Below are 17,228 nucleotides of genomic sequence, written 5' to 3' on the forward strand. Positions count from 1 at the left end.
ATGTCGACCTTATTTAAAAAGATAAGACGAGTCTTATGCTTCTTCCCCAGCCTCTTCAGCTTGGGCATTTGGCTTGATAGCGTCTTCATATCCCAAAGTCACTTCAGTAACCTGGGCAGATTCTAACAGTTTATCAACAACTTGCTCTTCAAGTACAGCAGATTGAACTTGAGATAGTTGCTCTTTGTTCTTCAAGTAGAAGTCGATAACTTGTTGTGGTTCTTGATAAGCTTGAGCCATATCTTCTAAGAAAGCACGAACACGATCATCATCGACTTTTAATTCTTCTTTCTTGATCACTTCAGAAATCAACAGACCAAGTTTAGCGCGTTTTTTCGCTTCGTCTTGGAATAATTCTGCAGGCAACTGAGAAGCATCAAAACCTTCACCACCAAACTGACTAGCAGCTTGCTTACGTAAAGCGTCAACTTCTTGATCTACCAATGCAGAAGGAACTTCTACTTCGTTAATAGATAGTAGCCCGTCAAACAAAGCGTTTTTCAATTTAGCTTTAACTGCTTGATTAAGTTCACGCTCCATATTTTTACGCACTTCTGCGCGCAAGCCTGCAATACTAGCGTCTTCTAAACCAAATTTTTCAACAAACGCATCATCTAATTCTGGAAGCACTTGTTCTGCTACTTCAGATACTGTGATCTTGAAGCTAGCTTCTTGTCCTTTTAGATTTTCAGCTTGATAATCATCAGGGAAAGTCACAGAGATTGTAAGCTCTTCACCTGCTTTAGCACCTAAAATACCTGATTCGAAACCAGGGATCATAGTATTAGAGCCTAGAACCAATTTATGACCTTGTGCAGCACCACCTTCAAACGCTTCATCACCTAAATAGCCAACAAAATCGATTGTTACTTGGTCGCCATCAGCAGATGCGCGCTCAACAGCAGTCCATTCTGCATTTTGCTTACGCAAAGTTTCTAGCATAACATCAAGGTCAGCATCTGTTACATCAGAGACAACACGCTCAACTTTAATTGCTGAGTTATCTGCTAAAGTAACTTCTGGGTAAACTTCAACTTTAACAACGAACTCAAGATCAGCGCCTTCGGCAAAGTTCTTAGGTTCAATTGAAGGCATACCAGCTGGTTGAATTGATTCTTTTTGAATCGCTTCAACATAAGCATCACGCATGATTTGCTCAACAGCATCCATACGAATACCTTGGCCATAGCGCTTTTTAACAACACTAACTGGCACTTTACCTTTACGAAAACCATCGATACGGATTGTTTTCGCCGTTTTCGCTACTTCAGAACTTACTTTTTCGTCAACACGAGCAGCTGGAACACTAATGGTTAGAACGCGCTCGATTGGAGACGTTGTCTCTACAGAAACTTGCATAAAACTTCCTCTCGGGAACTTGCTTTAATTTGTTGGCAATCTCGTCATTAACAAGACATTTATTCAATTACAGCCAACAAAACCTAAATAAAAAATATAATTAAAGTAATGGACTGAAATGGTGCTCCGTACTGGATTCGAACCAGTGACCTACCGCTTAGAAGGCGGTTGCTCTATCCAACTGAGCTAACGGAACTAATGTCATTACATTTCATTTGGTGGGCTATTATAGGGATGGAATAGCAATCGTCAACCAATAGACATAAAAAAGCCCAGTAAACTGGGCTAAAATGACTATTTGCAACTAAGGAACCGAGAATAGCTAAATTCCACTACCTCTTCAGCACAAATATCACAAAAGGAACAAGACGAATAATACAAGCCAAGGTAGATTACTGCAAGCAGAGCGCACCACAAAAATACACCTTGCACTGTATTTGTGCAATTGATATGACTAAAGAAGTTTTTATATTCTAATTTAACCTGTGATATCGTAGAACTTTATTTAATAACGTGATGAAAACATGCCTGAACGCCTAATTTACCTGTATCTCACCTTTAAACGGTATGGAAACTTAACCATCACTCGATTTAAACACAGCAATCTCTCACAAAAAGCTGCACAGCTAACTTTATCAAGCTTATTGGCAGCAGTACCCATTATCACAATCATACTTGGCATCTTAAGTTTCACCCCTACTTTAGAGGCAATGCAAGCTCAACTACTCCAGCTGATTGAACAACACCTTGCCCCAGGCTCTAGTGACGTCGTTCTGCCATATTTAGTTAAGTTTTCTGCACAAACCAAAAACTTACCCATTGCAGGCTTAATAGCACTTTTCCTGACCGCTCTGTTGTTGCTTAATAGCTTTGAAAACAGTGTTCAATCTATATGGGAAATTCAAGTAAGGCGGAAGATCAGAGAACGGCTTTTAACTTACTGGACCATTCTTACCCTCGGCCCCATTCTTTTCGCAACCTCATTAAGCCTGTATGGAACCCTGATATCCATGCAGATACAAGATACAAACAATAATTTCTGGCTCAATAGCCTATTAGAATTGGGAACCATCACCCTTTATTTTTTAATGCTACTCACCTTAAATTTTCTAACACCTAATGCAGACGTTTCATTAAAATGGGCAGCTATTTCTTCAGTTGCCGGCAGCATCGGTCTTTATGCCCTGAACACAATATTTAGCTCATTCGCTCAATTTTTTACCAGCTATCAAATTGTCTATGGTGCCTTTGCAGCGATACCTATTTTCCTTGTCTGGTTACAAACATCTTGGCTGATTGTTCTCGCTTCCATTTGCCTTTGCGCTACATTACATAACATAAAAACTTAGCATCCGGTCAAGATTAATGTAAAATCTCGCCAATTTTCTTTAACAGGGCAAACCATGACAAACACAATCAACGAACTAAACAAAATTTTAGATGAAGCAGATTGCTTGGTTGATGAAGCAAAAATCAATGAAGCCCTAAATAAGATGGCAAATCAGATTACCGCAGACCTTAGTGATAAACTCCCTCTTGTTCTTTGCGTTATGAATGGAGGCCTAATTCCTACAGCCGCACTTATTGAACGCCTAAACTTCCCTCTAGAGTTAGATTATATTCATGCCACTCGTTATGGCATGGACACTGAAGGCGCTTCTCTAAATTGGCTCAGCTATCCTCAAACAAGCCTCAAAAACAGACATATTCTAGTTGTTGACGATATTTTTGACCAAGGTCACACCCTTGAAGCCATTCAAAAATGGCTAGAAGAGCAAGGCACAAGTAGTGTTTATACAGCAACTATAATTAACAAATTGCATGATCGTAAAACCAATATGGTTCCAGATTACATAGGTACGGATGTAGCTGATCGATTCTTATTTGGATACGGCATGGATTACAAAGGCTATTTCCGCAACCTAAAAGGCATCTACGCCATCAAAGGCAGCTAATCTACTCTTTTACAATTTTCAAATATAAGAAACAAAAAAAACGCCTAATTCATTAAAAATTAGGCGTTTTTTATAGCGCTAATAAAGGCTAAAAAACCCGATTAAAACCATTTAATGCAGCTACCCGATAAGCTTCAGCCATCGTTGGATAGTTAAACGTCGTATTTAAGAAGTACTTTAAGGTATTCTGCTCGCCAGGCTGCTTCATGATTGCCTGACCAATGTGAACAATCTCAGAGGCTTGGTCACCAAAACAGTGAATACCTAACAATTCTAAAGATTCCCTGTGAAAAAGAATTTTCAGCATACCTACCGCTTCGCCAGTAATTTGAGCTCGAGCCGTATTCTTAAAGAAAGCACGTCCAACTTCGTAAGGAACCTTCTCTGTAGTTAATTCAGCTTCAGTTTTACCAACAGAGCTAATCTCAGGGATAGTATAGATACCTGTTGGAACTTCACTAATAAATTCAGCCCCTTCCGCCCCATACATGTTCGCAGCAACTGCACGCCCTTGGTCATACGCGGCACTAGCTAAACTAGGCCAACCAATCACATCACCCGCAGCATAAACATTCTCAATTTGAGTTTGATAAGTATTATTAACCGCAAGTTGGCCACGTCCATTTGCTTCTAGACCTATTGACTCCAACCCTAAGTTATCTGTATTACCTGAGCGCCCATTACAGAATAATAATGCATCTGCTCGCAATTTTTTGCCAGACGCCATATGCATCACAACACCACGATCGGTCGTTTCCACAGAATCATAGGTTTCGTTATGACGAATCAATACACCACTATCACGTAAGTGATAACTCAGCGCATCAGTAATCTCATCATCTAAGAAGCTTAATAGTTTTTTGGCTGGATTAATTAATTCAACACGAACACCGAGACCACAAAAAATTGAAGCATACTCACAACCAATAACACCTGCACCATAAATAATTAACGATCTAGGCGTATGACTCAGGCTCAAAATAGTGTCGGAGCAATAAATTCGAGGATGAGAAAAATCAATATTAGCAGGGCGATATGGACGAGAGCCTGTTGCTATTACAACTTTATCTGCAACAAGAAGCTCAGGGCCTTGCTCGTAAGTATTTACTTCTATGGTATTAGCATCTTTAAACTTGCCTCGACCAAAATAAATATCAATACGATTACGCGCGTAGTACTCAGTTCGCCCCATCACTTGCTGGTCAATGACTTTATTTGCACGATCCAATACTTTAGGAAATGAAAACCAACGAGGCTCTCCAATATCACGGAACATAGGGTTTGTATTAAAGACGATAATTTCTTTAACAGCATGACGCAAAGCTTTTGACGGGATGGTTCCTAAATGCGTACAACTACCGCCAACCTGTGAACTCGCTTCAATAACAGCGACTTTTTTACCGGCTTTAGCAGCACTCATTGCTGCACCTTCCCCTGCTGGCCCCGTACCTAAGACCACAACATCATAATGTCTCGTTGTCATACTACCCTCTTTCAATTCTATTATTTAGATGCGTCATAAAACGTGTCATCAGAGACTTTTTTCGCAGCGCTGTTTTTCGTTTCTTCTTCACACTTACCTTTGTCGCCACCGCAAATATCGCAAGCCACTTCCATCCCCAAAGAACTCATGCCACCACAAGAACCAGAAATAGGCTTTCTTCCCATCAATACACCAACAGACATGCCTGCAACCAACAAAAGCATCAGGGCAAATGCTAAAACAATCGTTAACATAAGATATCTCCTAAAAGCAGAAAATTCCGCTTATTTTAAATAAGACTTAAATGCGTCCGATGGACGCTCTTCAAAACCAAAATCTGTTTTCACTAGCAAATAAGCCGCGATACCATTCTCTTGAGCAAAGACCAACCCTTTTTCAGGACCTAGCACAGTAATTGCTGTAGCAAGACCATCCGCCATCGTTGCTGTTTTATCAATAACAGTAACAGAAACCAAGCGATGTGTTATTGGCCTTCCTGTAATTGGATTAATGGTATGGGAGTAACGTACACCATTCTTTTCAAAATAATTTCGATAGTCACCTGAAGTTGCAATAGCAACATCATCAAGAGACAGGATACGCTCAGCCATAGAATGACCACCAGCAGGGCTTTCAATTGCTATTTTCCAAGCAGAACCATCTGGCTTCATTCCTTTAGATGAAATCTCCCCACCCACTTCAACAAGATAACTTTCAACACCTCTCTCACGAAGTACTCTTGCTACCTCATCAACACCATAACCTTTCGCAATTGAAGACAAATCAACATAGATGTCTTTTTCTTTTTTTAAGCGACGAGCGTTAAGTGTTAAAAACTCATATCCAATACGTGTTTTTGCAGCATCAATAGCCGCTTGACTCGGCACCTTATCTTCTCTTGTACCAGGACCAAACCCCCAGAGATTAACTAAAGGCCCGATAGTTACATCATACTCTCCTGCCGTCATTTTGCTTATCAAGAGAGCTCTATCAATGACATATGCCATATCCTCACTGATATCTGCAGACCCACCAGCAGGGAGTTTATTAAATTCAGAAAGTTCAGAAGTTGGATCATAAGTTGACATCAACTGGTTCACTTTAACCAAGACATCATCAACATCATCTTTTAAATCCCAAGGGTTATGAACCTGCTCAGTAGTATAGAACTTAACAGTATAAGTTGTACCCATTGTAGGGCCAGAGAAGCTTACCAACTCAGGAGAAAAAGAGGAAAGACGGTAAACTACTGCGATGACAATTAACAAAAAAGCTGAAAATAGTATTTTTTTACGCATAAAAAGTCTTTTTAGTTATGTAATAAAACAAAGACCCAAAGAGTCAAAGACCTAAGAAAATAAAGACCCACCATAAGGTGGGTCTTTATTGAGGTGCTAGCCGCCGAAATCATCAAGTAAGATATTTTCTTTTTCTACACCTAGATCTTCTAGCATCTTAATCACCGAAGCGTTCATCATTGGAGGCCCACACATGTAGAACTCACAATCTTCTGGCGCTGGATGATCCTTAAGATAGTTTTCATAAAGAACATTATGGATAAAGCCTGTTTTACCTTCCCAGTTATCTTCTGGTTGCGGATCAGACAAAGCCAAATGCCATTCAAAGTTATCATTTTCTTCCTGAAGCTTATCATACTCTTCTGTATAAAATGCTTCACGCACACTACGCGCACCATACCAGAAACTGATTTTACGTTTCGAGTTTAGACGCTTAAGCTGATCAAAGATATGGGAACGCATTGGCGCCATACCAGCACCACCACCAACAAACACCATCTCTGCATCAGTATCTTTAGCAAAAAACTCACCAAAAGGACCATAGACTTTAATCTTATCACCTGGTTTCAAGCTAAAGACATAAGATGACATTTGGCCCGGAGGTAGATCATCTTTACCCGGAGGCGGAGAAGCAATACGAATATTAAACTTAACCAAACCTTTTTCTTCTGGGTAGTTCGCCATTGAATACGCACGAATAACGGTTTCATCAACCTTAGAAGTAAACTTCCAAAGGTTAAAGTGATCCCAATCTCCTCGGTATTCTTCTTCAATATCAAAATCTTTGTAATGTACCGTATGAGCAGGTGCTTCAAGCTGAACATAACCACCAGCACGGAAGTCAACATTTTCACCTTCAGGCAATTTCAACGTAAGCTCTTTAATAAAAGTAGCTACGTTAGGGTTTGACTCAACAGTACATTCCCAAGCCTTAACACCAAATACCTCTTCAGGCACCTCTACATCCATATCTTGCTTTACAGCAACCTGACAAGATAGACGGTAACCTTCTTTCTCATCTCGACGAGTAAAATGAGACTGCTCTGTAGATAGCATAGAGCCACCACCGCTTGTCACTTTACATTTACACTGGGCACAAGTACCACCACCACCACATGCAGATGATAGAAAAATCCCACTATTTGCCAAAGTTTGAAGTAATTTACCACCCGCTGGAGCAGTAACTTCTTTTTCACCATTGATGCGAATTGTAACGTCACCAGTACTTACCAAACGAGCACGTGCAGCAAGGATAATTGCCACTAGCGCAAGTACGATAGCTGTGAACATCACCACACCTAGAATAATCTCTAAGTTGACCATGTTAGTTAAACCTTATTCTTGGTTGTCCCACTGAGCAGCAAATTAAAGCTGCACACCAGAAAATGACATAAAGCCCAAACTCATTAGACCGACAGTAATGAACGTGATACCAAGACCACGCAAACCTGCAGGAACATCTGAATACTTAAGCTTCTCCCGAATACCAGCAAGCGCAGCAATTGCAAGCGCCCAACCAACACCAGCACCTACACCGTACACAAGACTTTCACTGAAGTTGTAATCACGCTCAACCATGAACAAAGATGCCCCCATGATTGCGCAGTTTACAGTGATAAGGGGTAAGAATACGCCCAGCGCGTTATATAACGCTGGCATGTATTTATCCAATGTCATTTCTAAGATCTGAACTACTGCGGCGATAACGCCAATGTAACTCAACAAACCTAGGAAGCTAAGATCAACTCCTGGCAACCCTGCCCACTCTAATGCACCATCAACCAAAAGGTTCTGATACAACAAGTTATTCAGAGGAACCGTGATCGCTAATACGACAACAACGGCAATACCTAAACCAATTGCTGTCTCAACTTTCTTAGACAAGGCTAAGAAAGTACACATACCAAGGAAAAAGGCCAAGGCCATGTTTTCAACGAAAACAGCTTTAATAAATAGACTTATATAATGTTCCATTTATAGCGCCTCCTGAGCACGTGAGTTAGCAGCAATTTTAAAGTCCGCCTCTTCAACTTGGTCTGTTTTATAAGCACGTAGTGCCCAAATAACCAAACCAATAACAAAGAACGCACTAGGTGGTAATAACATCAAACCATTTGGCTGATACCAACCACCATTTTGAATGGTAGTAAATATTTCAACACCAAAAAGCTTACCAGCGCCCAGTAACTCACGGAAAATAGCAACAATGATCAACATCACGCTATAACCTAAGCCATTACCAATACCATCAAGAAAACTCATCACTGGACCGTTTTTCATGGCGAAGGCTTCAGCACGACCCATAACGATACAGTTGGTAATAATCAAACCAACAAAAACAGAAAGCTGTTTACTAATTTCAAAAGCAAAGGCTTTTAGGATTTGATCAACCACAATAACCAAAGAAGCAATAATGATCATCTGAACAATGATACGAATGCTATTAGGAATATGGTTACGAATAATAGCAATGAAGAAACTAGAAAAAGCGGTTACCAAGGTAAGAGCAATCGCCATTACCAAACTAACACTTAAACTACTCGTTACTGCCAAAGCAGAACAAATACCCAAAATTTGTAATGCTATTGGGTTGTTCGCAAGAATTGGCCCGAAAAGGACTTGTTTCACATTAGACATTATTGAACTCCTTCGCTACGTAGCACTGACAAGAAAGGTCCAAAACCCTCTTTGCCTAACCAGTATTGAACAAGATTTGTGACACCACGACTTGTCAATGTGGCACCAGATAATCCATCTACTTTATGAATTGCTTGTGGATCCGAACTGTCTACACCACCTTTAGCAAGCTGAATTACCGCTTCGCCTTGGTCATTATAAACCTTCTTACCTTCCCACAACGCTTTCCAATTTGGGTTATCCACTTCGCCACCTAATCCAGGTGTTTCACCTTGATCGTAGAAGCCAAAACCGATAACTGTATCAAAATCATTTTCTAGTGCGATAAAACCATACATGGTTGACCACAACCCATAGCCATGAACTGGAAGGATAACGCGATCAATACCAGCATCAGATTTCACTAAGTAAATGGACGCAAATTTAGCACGACGTTTAATACTTGCAGGATCTTCGGAACCAGCAAGCGCCACAGATAGCTGAGGGTCTTTCGCTGCAGCTTGCTGATCATACGTCGCTGGTGTAATACCCGCTTCATCTAATTCAGCTTGCGTTGCAAAAACACCAGTCTGCAAATTAACAATACGTGTCTCAATTGTTTCAAACACAGCATCAACCGATGTATTAGCATCCAGCATATTTGCCGCAGACAAAATATTTCGCTTACGGTCTAAATCTTTATTGGCATTCTGTATTGGTTTTAAACCTACTGCTGCAGCTGCAACAAATATAGAACACACTAGACATAGAGCCAAAGCAACCATAATGGTTTTTTGAATACTATCGTTATTGCTAGCCATTGCGTGCAATCCTCCGCTTAATGTTCGCCTGAACAATAAAGTGATCAATGAAGGGCGCAAATAAGTTCGCAAACAAAATCGCCAACATCATACCTTCTGGATACGCTGGATTTACTACGCGAATCAGAACCACCATCACACCAATCAAAGCACCATAGAACCATTTACCGCGGCTCGTCATTGATGCAGAAACTGGATCTGTTGCCATGTACATCATACCGAATGCAAAACCACCTAAAACAAGGTGCCAGTACCAAGGTGTTGAGAACATTGGGTTCGTTTCAGAACCTATCATATTGAATAGCGAAGAGGTTAAAACCATGCCCAAGAACACGCCTGCAACAATACGCCAAGCAGCTATTCTCATAACCAATAACGCAGAACCGCCAATCAAAATAGCTAAGGTAGAGGTTTCACCCATTGAGCCTTGAATGAAACCAAAGAAAGCATCAGACCAAGCAAGTGTTAAACCAGACACGCCACTCGCCGCCAATTGACTTAATGCCGTTGCGCCAGAGAAGCCATCGATCGCAGTCCAAACTGCATCACCTGACATAGAAGCAGGATAAGCGAAGAACAAGAATGCACGACCAGCAAGTGCTGGGTTAAGGAAGTTTTTACCTGTACCACCGAACACTTCTTTGGCCAACACAACACCAAAGGTTATACCTAGAGCAACCTGCCACAAAGGAACTGTTGCCGGCAAAGAAAGTGCGAACAAGATAGAGGTAACAAAGAAACCTTCATTTACTTCATGCTTACGCACAGAAGCAAATAAAACTTCCCAAAAACCACCAACTGCAAATGTAACAAGATAGACAGGCAAAAAGTACATTGCACCGTAAACCATATTGTCCCAAATACTAGAGGCATCGTAATTGGTTAACCCGCCAATAACAGCATGACGCCAAGTATCAGGAGCAGACACCCCCATCGCATCTATTGCACTGTTAGCCTGGAAGCCAATGTTATACATACCGAAAAACATAGCAGGGAATGTACACATCCAAACCAAAATCATGATGCGTTTCATATCAACAGCATCACGGACATGAGAGCCGTTTTTCGTAACAGAACTTGGACGGTAAAAAATGGTATCTACCGCTTCAAAAAGTGCGTACCACTTTTCGTATTTCCCGCCTGTATGAAACTCAGGCTCTATTTTATCGAGTACTTTTCTAAGACCCATGAATTAACCCTCTTTCTCTATTAGAGTTAGACAATCCCGAAGGATCGGGCCATATTCGAACTTACCTGAACAACTGTAAGTACACAAAGCCAAATCTTCATCATCTAGTTCAAGCGCACCAAGTTTCTGAGCTTGCTCTGTATCATTTACAACCAACGCACGTAGTAACTGTGTTGGCAAGATATCTAGTGGCATAAGACGCTCAAAATTACCAAGTGGCAACATTGTACGATCACTACCATTGGTCGTTGTCGACATATCGAATGACTTCTTACCCATTAGCTTTGACAAGAAAACATTCATAATAGAATGTTTCTCAACACCAGCACGAAGGTAATGCATCATCTGACGTTCACGACCTTCAAGCAACACAGATACTTGATTATGGTAACGTCCTAAATAGGCAAAAGGCCCAAAAGCATTACGGCCAGAAAGAACCGAACCAGAAATGACACGATTTTCGCCTTCAGACAACTCATTAGCGACTAAATCTTCTAAACTAGCGCCAACTTGAGTCCGAACTAAGCGAGGATTTTTAACCTGAGGCCCTGCTAATGCGATAACACGTTCAACATCAAGTTCACCAGCAACAAAAAGTTTGCCAATTGATACTACGTCTTGGTAATTAATAGACCAAACCGTCTTCTTGTCGCTTACTGGATCAAGGAAGTGAATATGCGTACCAGCAAGACCTGCAGGATGAACACCAGCAAACTCTTCAACAGTTACATCAGCTGTCGTTGGAATTTTTGCACCAGGTGCCTTACATAAAAAGACTTTACCTTCAGTTAGACGAGTTAGAACAGTCAAACCATCAGCAAACGCTTCAGCCTGTTCTGCTAAAACAACTTCAGGAGAAGCCGCCAACGGATTAGTATCCATCGCAGTAACAAAGATGGAGTTTGGTATTGATGCTACTTCAGGTACTTTCGAAAATGGACGTGTACGAAAAGCTGTCCATAAACCAGAATCAACTAGATTATCTACAACCTTGTTGCGCTCTAAGGATTTTAATTCCGATCCTGAATAAGCCGCAAATGTTTCAGCGTCTGTTCCTTCAACGCGAATAACAACAGATTGTAAAACACGTCTTGCACCACGATTAATAGCAGAGATTACACCAGAAGCAGGAGCGGTATACTTTACACCTTCCGTTTTCTTATCTGTAAAGATAACCTGACCTTTCTTAACCTTATCTCCTTCCTTAACCAGCATAGTAGGTTTCATACCATGGTAGTCAGGACCGATAACAGCCACAGTTTTTACTGCGACCGCACTCTCAATCACCTGATTAGGAGCACCGGAGATCGGTAGATTTAGGCCTTTTGTAATTTTATACATATGTTCTGCCCAACAATAAATTGAAGACAAAAAGCGTAATGCGCAGTGCTTGCACCCCCTCCGGGAAAACATGTACAAACGAACAACTAACTTTAAGAAAATTGTAAACGCAAACTCACTTCACCAAAAAACCGGACTATTATAAAGATCATTACTCTTATTGACCAGCATACTGCACCGTCTTTGAGCGCCAACTTTTAGCTAAATTCATGACTTTATTCAGCCAAGTTCATTTTTTGAACAAAAAAGCATTATAACGACTATTTAATAAGGGAAATTAATAGCCTATTTTTAACACCAATCATGCAAATCGAAAATTTCTTATCATCAGCCAGTTATTAGACTCAAACTCATATACAGCTAATGTTGCCATACCAGATTGAAAACGACACAATATCAAGCACATGACCAATAGGCCCAAAAGAGAGACTAGTAATGATTCAACCAGAAGCACAGATTCATATTAAGAACTTACGCTTACGGACCTATATTGGATTCAACGAATCAGAAATCAACAATAAACAAGATGTTATTATCAATGCTTGGGTACACTATCCAGCAACCCAAGCCTATGACACAGATAATGTTGAAAATGCGGTGAACTACAGAACCATTTGCAAAGAAATGATAGCCCATACAGAAAATAACCGCTTTCTTTTACTAGAAAAGCTAACAGCTGACTTACTCGCACTATGTATGACACAAGATAATGTGACTTATGCAAAAATTGAAGTTGCTAAACCACACGCCCTGCGATTTGCAGACTCTGTGTCATTAACACTATCCGCAAACAGAGAACAATAAGCCCGACATGTCAGAGAATGTATCGCTCACTTTAAAACCCGGCTTCAAAAACCTAATTAACGGACTAGACGGCAGTCGTAAAGCATTACAGCTGCTGGCCATTGCATCTCAGCACAAACACCCCATTCTTTTTATGGCAAATACTGTTGCCGAATTGAATGAACTCGAAGACGAAATGCAATTTCTAAATCACGGAAAAAAAGAATTACTAAGATTTAGTGATTGGGAAACACTCCCTTATGATGCATTTTCACCACACCAAGACATTATATCGCAACGCTTAGAAACACTAGCAAAGCTTACAGAAACCAAGAATCCAATTGTACTTACCACAGTCGCATCTTGCTTAACGCGACTCTGTCCGAAACAACATTTAGATGCACAACGTTTTCATTTAGAAGAGGGTCAAGAACTCCCCCTTGAGCAACTATCAAGAAAACTAACCAACGCAGGCTATCTAAATGTAGAAAATGTTCACGAACATGGCGAATACGCGATTCGTGGTGCTTTAATGGACGTGTATCCAATGGGTGCCGAGAACCCAATAAGAATTGATTGGTTTGATAATGAAATTGAATCTATCCGTTGGTTTGATCCAGAAACACAACGAAGCATCAACAAAGTATCTGAAATAAAAATGCTTCCTGCCAAAGAGTTCCCTACTACATCACAGGGAATACAGCAGTTTCGCCAAGCCTTTAGAGAGCGCTTTGAAACCGACCCTCTTTCAAGCCCACTTTACCAAGACATATCAAGTGGATTAATCCCTGCAGGCGTAGAATATTACTTACCCTTGTTTTTTAAACAAACAGCAAGCATGTTTGACTATCTGCCGGACAACACACTTATTGTCCGATCAGACACTTTTAATGAACAACTTGCTAGCATCCAGCTTGATTTCCGTAGCCGTCACGAATCACTCAATTACAACATTGAACGACCAATCCTCAAGCCTGATGAAATATGCCTACTAGAAAGTGAGCTATTTGGTGAACTCAATAAATTTACCAATGTTATTTTTTCTACTGAGGGCGACCACCCTTCATACAAAGCATTAGAAAGCGTCAAAATAGACTCTAAAGCCCAATCACCACTTAATAAACTACAAAATTTTCTTAGCAAAACCAGTGCTAGAGTCTTAATTGTCGCCGAATCAGCAGGTCGCCGTGAAGCATTATTAGACTTATTAAAAAAACACAAAATAACCCCCAAACAAGTCGATAGTTGGAGTACATTTACAAAGTCAAAACAAGCTCTCTCTATTACAGAAGGGAGCATTAGCCGCGGCTTCGCTATCGATGATGAACTTGTCTTAATTGCAGAAAGCGAAATCCTTGGTGAACGCGTTTCTCAACGACGTAGACGCAGCAAACACGGAAGCAATGTAAGTGAAGATGCTATCATTCGAAACCTCACGGAATTAAGAATGAATGCCCCCGTTGTGCATATCGATCATGGTGTTGGCCGCTACCTTGGCCTTACCAACCTACAAATTGATGGCCAAGAAACAGAACTACTGACTCTTGGTTATGCAAATGACGCAAAACTGTATGTTCCCGTTTCCTCATTGCAATTAATTTCTCGCTACACAGGTGCCGATGAAGACTCAGCACCTTTGCATAAGCTAGGCACAGATAAGTGGAGCGTGGCGAAACAAAAAGCCGCCGAAAAAGCCCGAGACACGGCAGCCGAATTATTAGACATTTACGCAAAACGAGAAGCTCGTGTCGGCTATGCCTTTGCAAAACCGGACGATCAATATGAAATTTTCTCAGCTGGCTTTCCATTTGAAGAAACACCAGACCAGCAAATGGCCATCGATGCCGTAATGCAAGACATGTCCTCTAAAAAGCCAATGGATCGATTAATTTGTGGTGATGTGGGTTTCGGTAAAACAGAAGTTGCCATGCGAGCTGCGTTTCTTGCGGTTCAAGATGGTAAACAAGTGGCTGTATTGGTACCAACGACCCTACTAGCCCAACAGCATTACGAGAACTTCTGCGACCGCTTTGCGGATTGGCCTGTTGAAATTGAGCTTCTATCCCGCTTCCGATCAGGCAAGGAATCTAATGCCGCAATTGATCGTCTTGAATCTGGGAAAGCAGATATCGTTGTCGGCACTCACAAGCTAATTCAGAGTGGCATTAAGTTTTCCAATCTTGGCTTGGTTGTTATCGATGAAGAGCATCGCTTTGGCGTCAAACAAAAAGAGCAATTCAAAGCCTTACGAGCTGAGGTAGATATACTCACACTAACAGCAACGCCAATTCCACGAACGCTCAACATGTCCCTATCAGGCATTCGAGATCTATCCATTATCGCAACACCACCAGCGAAACGTTTATCTGTAAAGACTTTCGTTAAAGAAAGAGATTCACACCAAATTAAAGAAGCTATTTTACGAGAGCTTCATCGTGGCGGACAGGTTTACTTTTTACATAACGAAGTACAAACCATCCAAAAAGCCGCAGAAGAATTGGAAGAACTCATACCAGAGGCTCGAGTTATTGTCGGCCACGGACAGATGCGTGAAAAAGAATTAGAACAGGTCATGTCTGATTTCTACCATAAAAGAGCCAACGTTCTGGTGTGTTCAACTATCATAGAAACAGGCATAGACATACCCAACGCCAACACCATTATCATTGAACGAGCAGACAAATTTGGCTTAGCCCAACTACATCAGCTACGTGGTCGAGTTGGACGCTCACACCATCAAGCGTACGCTTACTTACTCACCCCAAATGATCGCAAGGTGACTGGCGATGCTGAAAAGCGCCTTGAAGCAATCATGCTGGCAGACACACTTGGTGCTGGCTTTACACTTGCAACCCATGACCTCGAGATCAGGGGAACTGGAGAATTATTAGGCGATGGACAAAGTGGTCATATTGAACATGTTGGCTTCTCGCTTTTCATGGAAATGCTAGACCGAGCGGTAAAATCTCTCAAAAATGGTGAATCACCAGACGTTGATATATCTGTCCCTGCACAAACGGATATTAATCTTAGAGTGCCAGCACTTATTCCTGAAGACTACCTAGGTGATGTACACTCACGTTTAATATTATACAAACGCATCGCAAGCGCACAAAGCAGCGAAGAGTTAAAAGACTTACAAGTTGAAATGATTGATCGCTTTGGGTTATTGCCTGATTCGACCAAAAACCTGTTTCGTCAAACCGAATTGAAATTAAAAGCAGAACTGCTTGGTATCAATAAAATTGAGGCTAACGCAAAAGAAGGTAAGATTTTCTTTAACAGTAAAACACCGGTTGATCCAATGAAACTCATCAGGCTAATCCAAACAAAACCTGATTCTTACAAACTAGTAGGATCTGATACCTTGAAGTTTTTAGCCCCTATGAACAGCGCAGAAGAGCGCTTCCAACAAACAACAAAGACTTTGGAGCTATTGCATTGAAAGCCCGAATTTTAACTTTCTTAACACTGACTTTATTAAGCCATCAAGCGCTCGCTGATGACGGACAAATCGACCCTGATACAGCTCGAGCTTACGAAGGCTACTTACTCACCTTCATCTGGCCTGAAGGTCAATCCACTGAGCAAATAAAGTACAAAGACCTAATCTCTACAGAAGGTCTCATTCGTTTTACAAAGCCAGAAAGTGAAATAACACCACTTGATGACAACGCTAATAGCGAGAACAACACGCTATTAGCAACTGAAGCTGAAACAACGACAATCCCCACACCTTTTGAAAAATTTAGAGAACAACTTGATGGTCATGTAGAAATATTAAGCAATCAACAATGGACTCTCATTTTCAAAGAGCCTGGTGATACGATTAAAAAGACATTTTATAGTGAACAAAAAAAAGATGGCTACCCTGAATTAACAGGTGACATTGCTATAAAACTAGGCCGATATTTAGAATCTGACATTCGCTATCAACATTATTTATTCGACAGTTTCACACTGCCCGACATAATTGAAACCGAAACAATAGAGCCACAAACTAAAGAAACAACTTCATCATTCTTTTCACAAACGATTACTGAACCGGAGTTGATTGAAGGGCAGCCAGAATTTAAAGAATTTGAACCTGCCTTTATTCTAACCTTGGAACAAAATAATAAAACGGCAAGTAAGAAGCTAAATTATTTAGATCACCCTACTATTGGCACGCTACTTTATTTTGAACCTATTACTTTAGAAGATGCCATGGAAAAAATCGCCTTGCAATCCATGACACCCGAAACTGGCGCAAGTCTTGATTACGACGACCTACAAAGCACTAATGAACTAGCTAATAGGGAAGAAGCATTTGATGCCCAAGAACTGATTAGCCCTCCTATTGTTTTTGAATAAAGAGGTTCGAACAACCTCCCTGAACTTTCA

At 40.9% G+C, this 17,228-nt stretch carries 15 protein-coding genes and 1 tRNA gene; 5 read left to right on the top strand and 11 right to left on the bottom strand.

The annotated features are described in order from the left end of the window. Window positions 1–33: 33 nt before the first annotated feature. Together tig and AC0L3Y_RS16690 are read right to left on the bottom strand one after the other, a co-directional pair. Complete coding sequence (gene tig, locus AC0L3Y_RS16685; RefSeq protein WP_473466643.1) at window positions 34–1,359, bottom strand: trigger factor; 1,326 nt, start codon at window positions 1,357–1,359, stop codon at window positions 34–36. A 119-nt stretch (window positions 1,360–1,478) separates the two neighbouring features. Next, window positions 1,479–1,555, bottom strand: a tRNA-Arg gene (locus AC0L3Y_RS16690). A gap of 328 nt (window positions 1,556–1,883) precedes the next feature. Between AC0L3Y_RS16690 and AC0L3Y_RS16695 the strand changes: the two genes are divergently transcribed. After that, a complete protein-coding gene (locus AC0L3Y_RS16695; RefSeq protein ID WP_473466646.1) occupies window positions 1,884–2,708 on the top strand; it encodes a YihY family inner membrane protein in 825 nt (274 codons plus the stop codon). Between the two features lie 54 nt (window positions 2,709–2,762). Continuing rightward, window positions 2,763–3,314 carry a hypoxanthine-guanine phosphoribosyltransferase gene (locus AC0L3Y_RS16700; protein WP_473466649.1) on the top strand — a complete coding sequence of 184 codons (552 nt, stop codon included), beginning with the start codon at window positions 2,763–2,765 and terminating at the stop codon, window positions 3,312–3,314. 88 nt (window positions 3,315–3,402) lie between these two features. Here the strand turns inward: AC0L3Y_RS16700 and sthA are convergent, their stop codons facing one another. The 9 genes from sthA to AC0L3Y_RS16745 form a co-directional block, all read right to left on the bottom strand. Next, a complete protein-coding gene (sthA, locus tag AC0L3Y_RS16705) occupies window positions 3,403–4,797 on the bottom strand; it encodes a Si-specific NAD(P)(+) transhydrogenase (RefSeq protein WP_473466652.1) in 1,395 nt (464 codons plus the stop codon). A gap of 20 nt (window positions 4,798–4,817) precedes the next feature. After that, window positions 4,818–5,051: a (Na+)-NQR maturation NqrM gene (gene nqrM, locus AC0L3Y_RS16710; RefSeq protein WP_473466655.1), complete on the bottom strand. Its 234-nt coding sequence runs from the start codon at window positions 5,049–5,051 to the stop codon at window positions 4,818–4,820. 30 nt (window positions 5,052–5,081) lie between these two features. After that, window positions 5,082–6,095 (bottom strand): FAD:protein FMN transferase, encoded by a 1,014-nt coding sequence (locus AC0L3Y_RS16715; RefSeq protein ID WP_473466657.1) that lies wholly within the window; start codon window positions 6,093–6,095, stop codon window positions 5,082–5,084. Window positions 6,096–6,191: 96 nt separating this feature from the next. Beyond that, the gene (nqrF, locus tag AC0L3Y_RS16720; protein ID WP_473466661.1) at window positions 6,192–7,418 is read right to left on the bottom strand and encodes an NADH:ubiquinone reductase (Na(+)-transporting) subunit F; all 1,227 of its coding nucleotides are present in this window, start codon (window positions 7,416–7,418) and stop codon (window positions 6,192–6,194) included. A gap of 42 nt (window positions 7,419–7,460) precedes the next feature. Continuing rightward, window positions 7,461–8,069 carry an NADH:ubiquinone reductase (Na(+)-transporting) subunit E gene (nqrE, locus tag AC0L3Y_RS16725; protein WP_317004399.1) on the bottom strand — a complete coding sequence of 203 codons (609 nt, stop codon included), beginning with the start codon at window positions 8,067–8,069 and terminating at the stop codon, window positions 7,461–7,463. Further along, entirely contained in the window at window positions 8,070–8,732 is a 663-nt protein-coding gene (locus tag AC0L3Y_RS16730; protein WP_473466665.1) for an NADH:ubiquinone reductase (Na(+)-transporting) subunit D, read from the bottom strand. It abuts the gene before it with no gap. After that, window positions 8,732–9,532: a Na(+)-translocating NADH-quinone reductase subunit C gene (locus AC0L3Y_RS16735; protein WP_473466668.1), complete on the bottom strand. Its 801-nt coding sequence runs from the start codon at window positions 9,530–9,532 to the stop codon at window positions 8,732–8,734. The genes AC0L3Y_RS16730 and AC0L3Y_RS16735 overlap by 1 nt, the downstream gene beginning before the upstream one ends. Further along, window positions 9,525–10,721 (bottom strand): NADH:ubiquinone reductase (Na(+)-transporting) subunit B, encoded by a 1,197-nt coding sequence (locus tag AC0L3Y_RS16740; protein WP_473466670.1) that lies wholly within the window; start codon window positions 10,719–10,721, stop codon window positions 9,525–9,527. The genes AC0L3Y_RS16735 and AC0L3Y_RS16740 overlap by 8 nt, the downstream gene beginning before the upstream one ends. A 3-nt stretch (window positions 10,722–10,724) precedes the next feature. After that, on the bottom strand, window positions 10,725–12,062 hold the full coding sequence (locus AC0L3Y_RS16745) for a Na(+)-translocating NADH-quinone reductase subunit A (RefSeq protein ID WP_473466673.1): 1,338 nt from the start codon (window positions 12,060–12,062) through the stop codon (window positions 10,725–10,727). A gap of 435 nt (window positions 12,063–12,497) precedes the next feature. Here AC0L3Y_RS16745 and folX point away from each other — a divergent pair, with 435 nt between their 5' ends. From folX to AC0L3Y_RS16760, 3 genes are read left to right on the top strand one after another with little or no spacing between them, the layout of a single operon-like run. After that, the gene (folX, locus tag AC0L3Y_RS16750) at window positions 12,498–12,866 is read left to right on the top strand and encodes a dihydroneopterin triphosphate 2'-epimerase (RefSeq protein WP_473466676.1); all 369 of its coding nucleotides are present in this window, start codon (window positions 12,498–12,500) and stop codon (window positions 12,864–12,866) included. Between the two features lie 7 nt (window positions 12,867–12,873). Further along, entirely contained in the window at window positions 12,874–16,290 is a 3,417-nt protein-coding gene (gene mfd, locus AC0L3Y_RS16755; RefSeq protein WP_473466678.1) for a transcription-repair coupling factor, read from the top strand. Then, window positions 16,287–17,198, top strand: a complete 912-nt coding sequence (locus AC0L3Y_RS16760) for a hypothetical protein (RefSeq protein ID WP_473466681.1) — start codon at window positions 16,287–16,289, stop codon at window positions 17,196–17,198. Before mfd ends, AC0L3Y_RS16760 begins: the two co-directional genes overlap by 4 nt. Window positions 17,199–17,228: the final 30 nt, after the last annotated feature.

The organism is Marinomonas sp. GJ51-14 (assembly GCF_055808695.1).

Excerpts from the sequence above, each read along its gene's own strand:
- AC0L3Y_RS16695 (WP_473466646.1), top strand. The coding sequence starts at position 1,884 with ATGCCTGAACGCCTAATTTACCTGTATCTCACCTTTAAACGGTATGGA.
- sthA (WP_473466652.1), bottom strand. The coding sequence starts at position 4,797 with ATGACAACGAGACATTATGATGTTGTGGTCTTAGGTACGGGGCCAGCA.
- AC0L3Y_RS16745 (WP_473466673.1), bottom strand. The coding sequence starts at position 12,062 with ATGTATAAAATTACAAAAGGCCTAAATCTACCGATCTCCGGTGCTCCT.
- nqrE (WP_317004399.1), bottom strand. The coding sequence starts at position 8,069 with ATGGAACATTATATAAGTCTATTTATTAAAGCTGTTTTCGTTGAAAAC.
- AC0L3Y_RS16730 (WP_473466665.1), bottom strand. The coding sequence starts at position 8,732 with ATGTCTAATGTGAAACAAGTCCTTTTCGGGCCAATTCTTGCGAACAAC.
- AC0L3Y_RS16740 (WP_473466670.1), bottom strand. The coding sequence starts at position 10,721 with ATGGGTCTTAGAAAAGTACTCGATAAAATAGAGCCTGAGTTTCATACA.
- AC0L3Y_RS16735 (WP_473466668.1), bottom strand. The coding sequence starts at position 9,532 with ATGGCTAGCAATAACGATAGTATTCAAAAAACCATTATGGTTGCTTTG.
- mfd (WP_473466678.1), top strand. The coding sequence starts at position 12,874 with ATGTCAGAGAATGTATCGCTCACTTTAAAACCCGGCTTCAAAAACCTA.
- tig (WP_473466643.1), bottom strand. The coding sequence starts at position 1,359 with ATGCAAGTTTCTGTAGAGACAACGTCTCCAATCGAGCGCGTTCTAACC.
- folX (WP_473466676.1), top strand. The coding sequence starts at position 12,498 with ATGATTCAACCAGAAGCACAGATTCATATTAAGAACTTACGCTTACGG.
- nqrF (WP_473466661.1), bottom strand. The coding sequence starts at position 7,418 with ATGGTCAACTTAGAGATTATTCTAGGTGTGGTGATGTTCACAGCTATC.
- nqrM (WP_473466655.1), bottom strand. The coding sequence starts at position 5,051 with ATGTTAACGATTGTTTTAGCATTTGCCCTGATGCTTTTGTTGGTTGCA.
- AC0L3Y_RS16715 (WP_473466657.1), bottom strand. The coding sequence starts at position 6,095 with ATGCGTAAAAAAATACTATTTTCAGCTTTTTTGTTAATTGTCATCGCA.
- AC0L3Y_RS16700 (WP_473466649.1), top strand. The coding sequence starts at position 2,763 with ATGACAAACACAATCAACGAACTAAACAAAATTTTAGATGAAGCAGAT.